The organism is Methylobacterium sp. FW306-05-D, assembly GCF_058782155.1.
Genome location: NZ_JBYSXL010000127.1, coordinates 1 through 7,324, shown reverse-complemented (window position 1 = coordinate 7,324; position 7,324 = coordinate 1). Strand labels below are relative to the sequence as shown.

Annotated in this window: 6 protein-coding genes; 3 read left to right on the top strand and 3 right to left on the bottom strand. The window is 60.6% G+C overall.

Annotated features, from left to right (window positions below; genetic code table 11):
• Positions 1-152 precede the first annotated feature (152 nt).
• Complete coding sequence (locus AC3WLN_RS23165) at positions 153-1,940, top strand: ABC transporter ATP-binding protein (protein ID WP_492485225.1); 1,788 nt, start codon at positions 153-155, stop codon at positions 1,938-1,940.
• Positions 1,941-1,961: 21 nt separating this feature from the next.
• Here the strand turns inward: AC3WLN_RS23165 and AC3WLN_RS23160 are convergent, their stop codons facing one another.
• Positions 1,962-2,417: a type II toxin-antitoxin system RatA family toxin gene (locus tag AC3WLN_RS23160; RefSeq protein WP_492485223.1), complete on the bottom strand. Its 456-nt coding sequence runs from the start codon at positions 2,415-2,417 to the stop codon at positions 1,962-1,964.
• 7 nt (positions 2,418-2,424) lie between these two features.
• Complete coding sequence (gene lipA, locus AC3WLN_RS23155) at positions 2,425-3,387, bottom strand: lipoyl synthase (protein ID WP_492485221.1); 963 nt, start codon at positions 3,385-3,387, stop codon at positions 2,425-2,427.
• Positions 3,388-3,773: 386 nt separating this feature from the next.
• Here lipA and AC3WLN_RS23150 point away from each other — a divergent pair, with 386 nt between their 5' ends.
• Positions 3,774-4,853: a GmrSD restriction endonuclease domain-containing protein gene (locus AC3WLN_RS23150; RefSeq protein WP_492485219.1), complete on the top strand. Its 1,080-nt coding sequence runs from the start codon at positions 3,774-3,776 to the stop codon at positions 4,851-4,853.
• 128 nt (positions 4,854-4,981) lie between these two features.
• Entirely contained in the window at positions 4,982-5,773 is a 792-nt protein-coding gene (locus AC3WLN_RS23145; protein WP_492485217.1) for a hypothetical protein, read from the top strand.
• A 66-nt stretch (positions 5,774-5,839) separates the two neighbouring features.
• On the opposite strand, the gene lpdA is transcribed toward AC3WLN_RS23145, so the two are convergent.
• Positions 5,840-7,279, bottom strand: coding sequence for a dihydrolipoyl dehydrogenase (lpdA, locus tag AC3WLN_RS23140; RefSeq protein ID WP_492485215.1), 1,440 nt, complete (start codon positions 7,277-7,279; stop codon positions 5,840-5,842).
• Positions 7,280-7,324: the final 45 nt, after the last annotated feature.

The window sequence follows — 7,324 nt, the reverse complement described above, 5'->3', positions numbered from 1 at the left end:
CCCGCGCTCCCCGCGCCTGCCGGCCTGACGCCGCCGCCCGCCTGAGGGCGCCGCGGCCGTCCCCTCGATCCATCATCCATTCCTCGGCCGGCCGTCCGCGGACCCGCGCCATCCACGGAGTCGGCGCCCGCCCCGCGCCGTGATCGCATCCCATGCTCCTCGACCGCCTCAAGGGCGCGGAGGCCTACCGGTCCGTCCTCGCCTTTCTCGTCCGCCAGTGGCGCAGCCGCCTGCCCCTGCTCGCCGGCGTCGTCGCGGCGATCGTCGGCGCGACCCTGGCCGACGTCTTCCTGCCCCTGTTCGCCGGTCGGCTGGTCGATGCCCTCTCGCACGCCGACCGCATGGCGGCCCGCTCGGATGCGCTCTCGGCCTTCGCGGCGATGGCCGGCCTTGGGCTCCTCACCCTGGGGCTGCGCCACGTGGCCTGGGCCCTCGTGGTGCCGCTGACCCTCTCGACCATGCAGGCCGTGGCGCAGGCGGGGTTCCACCGGGTCCAGCGCCTCTCCACCGACTGGCACGCCAACAGCTTCTCGGGCTCCACCGTGCGCAAGGTCTCGCGCGGCATGTGGGCCCTCGAAGGGCTGAACGACACGCTCCTGCTGGAACTGCTGCCGGCCTTCGTGGTGCTGCTCGGCACCATGGTCCTGCTCGGCCTGCAATGGCCCGTCATGGGCCTGGTGATCGGCCTGGGCTCGCTGATCTATCTCGGCATCGTCGTGATGCTCGCCACCCGGGTCATCGCGCCCGCGGCCCAACTCTCCAACGTCTGGGATTCCCGCCTCGGCGGCGCGTTGAGCGACGCCGTCGGCGCCAACGCGGTGGTGAAGGCCTTCGGGGCGGAGGCCCGCGAGGATGCGCGCCTCGGCCGGCTGCTGGGCAAGTGGAACCGGCGCACCCACCGGACCTGGATGCGGATCACCTGGAGCATCACCGCGCAGTTCGCGCTGCTCCTCGTTCTGCGTACGGCCATCGTCGGGACGGCCCTCTGGCTCTGGTGGACCGGGGCGGCGAGCCCCGGCGACGTCGCCTACGTGCTCACCACCTACTTCGTGGTGCACGGCTACCTGCGGGACATCGGCGGTCACATCAACCGGGTCCAGCGCGGCGTCAACGAGATGGAGGAACTGGTCGCCCTCGAGGCCGAGCCCTACGGCGTCGCCGACCGGGCCGGCGCCACGGCGCTCGCGATGCGGAACGGAGACCTTCGCTTCGAGCGGGTGACCTTCCACTATGCCGGGCACGAAACGCCGCTCTACCGCGACCTGTCGGTGCACATCCCGGCCGGGCAGCGGGTCGGCCTCGTCGGCCGATCGGGCTCGGGCAAGACCACCTTCGTCAAGCTGGTGCAGCGCCTCTACGACGTCACCGGCGGCAGCGTCTGCATCGACGGGCGCGACGTCTCCGGGGTGACGCAGGCGAGCTTGCGCGCGCACATCGCCATCGTGCCGCAGGAGCCGGTGCTGTTCCACCGGTCGCTCGCCGAGAACATCGCCTATGCGCGCCCCGGCGCCTCCCCGGAGGCGATCGCGCAGGCGGCGCGCCTCGCCAACGCGCACGATTTCATCGCCCGCCTGCCGAAGGGCTACGCCACGCTTGTGGGCGAGCGCGGCGTCAAGCTCTCCGGGGGCGAGCGCCAGCGGGTCGCGCTCGCCCGCGCCTTCCTGGCCGATGCGCCGATCCTGATCCTCGACGAGGCCACCTCCAGCCTCGATTCGGAATCGGAGGCGCTGATCCAGGAGGCGATGGAGCGGCTGATGCGCGGGCGCACGGCCATCGTCATCGCGCACCGCCTCTCCACCGTGCGGGCCCTGGACCGCATCCTCGTCTTCGAGAGCGGCCGCATCGTCGAGGATGGCAGCCACGACGACCTGCTCGGCCGCCCGGAGGGGCGCTACCGCGCTTTGTTCGAGCGCCAGGCCGGCGGGGTGGTGGAGGCGTGAAGGCGGTGTCGACGCCGCGATTCAGGCCGCGCCGTAGACCCGCTTCGCCCGCGCCTCGAAGGCGTCGGTGAACTTGCGGAAGGCCCGGTCGAACATCGTCCCCATGAGCAGGCCGAGCGTTCGGCTCTTGAACTCGTAGGTGATGAAGAAATCGACGGTGCAACCGCCCCCCTCGCCCTCCTTGAACATCCAGCGGTTCTCGAGGTGGCGGAACGGGCCGTCGATGTATTCGGCGACGATGCGCAGGTTCTCGGGATCGAGGGTGACCCGCGTGGTGAAGCGCTCGCGGATCGCCTTGTAGCCGACGCCCATCTCCGCCACGAGCACCTCCGTGCCGTCCGCCCCCGGCTGGCGCCGCAGCACGCGCAGGGATTCGCACAGGGGCAGGAAGTCCGGGTAGCGCTCCACGTCGGCCACGAGGTCGTACATCTGGCGCGGCGAGTGCCGCACCGCGCGGTTGATCCGGAATGAGGGCATCGAGACTCTAGGTGTTGGCGATGCGGGCGAGACGGGCCGCCTTCAGCTTTGCGAAATCCTCTCCGGCGTGGTGGGAGGAGCGGGTCAGGGGCGTCGCCGAGACGAGCAGGAAGCCCTTGGTGTAGGCGGTGGTCTCGAGGCCCTTGAACTCGTCCGGGGGCACGAAGCGCACCACCTCGTGGTGCTTCTTGGTCGGCTGGAGATACTGGCCGATGGTCAGGAAGTCGACGTCGGCCGAGCGCAGGTCGTCCATGAGCTGGACCACTTCGTTCCGCTCCTCGCCCAGGCCCACCATGATGCCGGACTTGGTGAAGATGGTCGGGTCGAGCTCCTTCACCCGCTGCAGCAGCCGAACCGAGTGGAAGTAGCGGGCACCCGGGCGGACCGTGAGGTAATTGCCCGGCACGGTCTCCATGTTGTGGTTGAACACGTCGGGCCGGGCCGCGACCACGACCTCCAGGGCGCCGGGTTTGCGCAGGAAGTCCGGGGTCAGAACCTCGATGGTGGTGGCGGGGCTGCGCGCCCGGATCGCCCGGATGGTGCGGGCGAAGTGCTCGGCGCCCCCGTCGGCGAGGTCGTCCCGGTCCACCGAGGTGATCACCACGTGGTGCAGGCCGAGCTTGGCCACCGAATCCGCGACCTTGTCGGGCTCGCCCGCGTCGAGGCCCTCGGGCAGGCCGGTGCGCACGTTGCAGAAGGCGCAGGCCCGCGTGCAGGTGTCGCCCATGATCATGAAGGTGGCGTGCTTCTTCTCCCAGCACTCGCCGATGTTGGGGCAGCCCGCCTCCTCGCAGACCGTGACGAGGCCGTGCTCGTGGACGATCTTGCGCGTATCCTCCCAGCCCTTCGAGCCGGGCGCCTTGACGCGAATCCAGTCTGGCTTGCGCTGGATCGGCTTGTCGGGCCGGTGCGCTTTCTCGGGGTGGCGCGGGCGCTGATCGTTGCGGAGGAGGTCGAGGACGACGGCCATGACATTCCACGGGATTCGCCCGCGACAGGCCGGCGTATCCTCCGACTTAAGCCGTGACGCCCCCGTCCGCAAACCCGCCGCGACGGGATGGCGCGACAGGAAAGAAAGTTCGTAAGGCTCTTTCCCTGATTACCACGCGGCTGCTTACGTTCTAGAAATTCTAGTCTAGGTTGTCACGCGGCTGCTCGAGTGAGGTACTATTTCTGCACTCCAGGATCAGTAGAAAATCGTTTTTGCCAAAAATGCGTCCTTAACACTGCCACTAATTATCTACCTTGATCCATAATTAATACTAAATTTTATATTTGTTAAATCCAAGTATACTAAAAAAAATAAACACGTTTATTCTGTCTATCACAAAATAATCAAAATACAGGATGCTAAGTATGGTTGTTCTTGCAAGCAAATCAGAAGTCGAGTCACGATTTGAAAGTTCACAGAATGATTTGGTGCTGCAAGCATCTGATTTTTCGCTTCAAGGACTTAAAGAGATGGTGGAAGGAGAAATAATCGACTTAAGTCCGAAGTATCAACGACGAGAAAGATGGGAGGTTGAGCGTCAGTCACAATTGATCGAGTCCTTTCTGCTCAATGTGCCGGTTCCGCCAATCTATCTCGCTGAAGAAGAATATGGAATCTATTCAATAATAGATGGAAAACAAAGAATTACTGCCATATCTGACTATATAAATAATGTATTTTCCCTTCGGGGACTCGAAGCGTTTCAAGAGTTAAATGGGTACAAGTTTCGCGATTTACCTCGTCCATTACAGGGTGCTTTGAAAATACGACCTTACATTCGAGTGATAACCCTTTTGAAGCAGTCTCGGCCTGAACTGAAATTCGAAGTTTTTATCAGGCTTAATAGGGGCGGAATCCAATTAAACAATCAAGAAATACGTAATGTTGCTTTTCGTGGACGAATGAATGATGCAATATATAAGTGTTCTGAGGATCAGTTTTTACGGAAAAGTCTGAAGATAGATGGTCCGAAATCTGCAGCTTATCAACAAATGCAAGATGCTGAACTCGTTTTGAGATTTTTTGCCCTGTCTGAGGTTTGGGAAACATTTTCTGGCAGCTTGGTTCGTACTCTTGATTCATTTATGTTAAATAACAGAGATGCCAATGAGACAGAAATCAGTTCATTTATCGCAAAATTTGACCAAGCAATCAGTAGAGTTGAAGAAATTTGGGGAGATAATGCTTTTCAGAGATGGGATGGCCGTATTTGGCGGCAGCAAACCCTTGCTGGTATGTATGACGCTCAGATGATTGCCGCTAGCTGCTTAAGCGATAGGGAGTTTGAAGCTGTCACTGCCAACTTGAACGAAATCGCGGAAGCAACGATAGATTTATTTGAAGCAGCGGAATTTGAGGAAGCGGTTCGGCTCGGAACGAACACGCCTGCGCGCTTGAGATTCAGAATCAATGCGGTACTCACTATGCTTCGTAATTTTCAATGAGTGCCGCTAGAGCAGGCCTACAGTCGGCCATCAACGCCTTAGAATCGGCAGTATCGATTGACTTGCTTGCCGGAGGAGCGACGACAACTCACGAGTCCGCTGGGATCGGCGTTCTTCGAAGAGGTATAATGATTACAGCTCTTATAGGCTTAGAAACTTTCATACGTGATCGAACAGCCGAACTGCTGGTTGAGCTTTCGGTATGGCCCGCAAGTTTCGGCAACTTTCCTCAGAAATTTCGCGAAGCCGCTTTGCTGAACTCCCTCTCACATTTGCAGAAGTATGCAGCGATGTTGAAACGCCAGCAAGAAGATTATGAATCGGAGATAATAGCCCAGATTGATCTGATGGCTGCAAATAAAGGTCCTACATTTGGATTTTCAAAATTTATCGCTGGAGATTACACAGGTAATATTTCAGAGCAATCAATTACTTCTTTGTTGTCTAATTTTCAAATAACTAGTTGCTGGGAGGGATTTAGGGGCTTTTCGGCGGATATTGGCTTTGGTATTCCGTCAATTAAAGAAGCAATGAACGACTTAGTTCGGAAACGCCATAGAAGTGCTCATGCATCAAGTTATGTCCCAACTGCGTCAGATATTCGTGAGTTGCCTAGTCGGTTAACTTGTTTTGGGATGTGTTTTGACGTTGCAATGACTTCGTCAATAAGGTCTGCAATCCACGAATGGGAAACGTGGTCAGAGAACCCAATACCATGGCGAGACAAAATCGATATTTACTTCATCGATCCTCGAGGAGGAAAATTTAGATTAGTCAAATATGGAGCGCGAAAAGCATTGCGAAACACAAGTCTTCGAAATGAAGCTAGGGCTTCTGTTCGTTCTCCGGTGCCGGGACGAGTTGGCGTTGTTATAGATCGAGATGATTCGTTAAAACCAAAGTCCTGGACTGTAGTATAATATATTATAGAAATCGGAAAATCTGCAGAATACTTATGTCATGAAGTGTACTGCAGATTTTATTATTTAAGTGTGGATCACCTTCCCGTACGCATCCAGCACGCTCTCGTGCATCATCTCGCTGAGCGTCGGGTGCGGGAAGACCGTGTGCATCAGGTCTTCCTCGGTGGTCTCCAGGTTCATGGCGACGACGTAGCCCTGGATCAGCTCGGTGACTTCGGCGCCGACCATGTGGGCGCCGAGCAACTGGCCGGTCTTGGCGTCGAAGACGGTCTTCACCAGGCCGTCCGGCTCCCCGAGCGCGATGGCCTTGCCGTTGCCCGCGAAGGGGAATCGGCCGACCTTGACGGCAAAGCCCAGCTCCTTGGCCTTGGCCTCGGTCAGGCCCACGGAGGCGATCTGCGGTTGGCAATAGGTACAGCCGGGGATCTTGGCCTTGTCCATGGCGTGGGTGTGCAGGCCCTTGATCGTCTCGACGCAGAGCACGCCCTCGTGCTCGGCCTTGTGGGCGAGCATGGGCGGACCGGCGACGTCGCCGATGGCATAGACGCCCGGCACGTTGGTGCGGCCGAGGCCGTCGGTGACGACGATGCCGCGCTCGATGGTGACGCCGAGCTTGTCGAGACCGATGCCCTCGAGGTTGCCGACGACGCCCACTGCCGAAATCAGCTTCTCCGCCGTCAGCTGCTGGGACTTGCCGTCACCGGTCTCGATCGTCGCCGTGACGGCGTCGGCGGATTTCTCCACCTTCGTCACCTTGGCGCCGGTGAGGATCTTGATGCCCTGCTTCTCGAAGCGCTTGCGGGCGAGCCCCGCGATCTCGGCATCCTCCACCGGCAGGATCTGCGGCAGGAGCTCGATCACCGTCACCTCGGCGCCCATGGTGCGGTAGAACGAGGCGAACTCAATGCCGATGGCGCCCGAGCCCATGACCAGCAGGCTCTTGGGCATCGTCTCCGGCACCATCGCTTCGTAATAGGTCCAGATCTGGCGTTTGTCGGGCTCGATGCCGGGAATCGCGCGGGGCCGCGCGCCGGTGGCGACGATGATGTGCTTGGCGGAATAGGACCCTGCCGCCAGGGCTCCCTTCGGGGCCGGGGCGCGGGTGGTCTCCCTGACGGTGACCTGCCCCGGCTGGTTGCCCTTGGCGGCGGCCGTGATGGTGGCCTCGCCCCAGATCACGTCGACCTTGTTCTTCTTCAACAGCATGCCGACGCCGCCGTTCAGCCGGGTCGAGACCCCGCGCGAGCGCTTGACGATGGCGGCCGTGTCGAAGCCGACCTCTTTCGCCGACAATCCGTAATCGGAGGCATGCTGCATGTAGTGGTAGATCTCGGCCGAGCGCAGCAGCGCTTTCGTCGGGATGCAGCCCCAGTTCAGGCAGATGCCGCCGAGATGCTCGCGGTCCACCACGGCGGTCTTGAACCCGAGCTGTGCCGCGCGGATCGCCGCCACGTAGCCGCCGGGGCCGGCGCCGATGATGAGGATGTCATAGGTGTCGGCCATGTGTGGGCTCCTGCGCCCCTCTTCCCTGTCGGGAGGGGCCGGGGT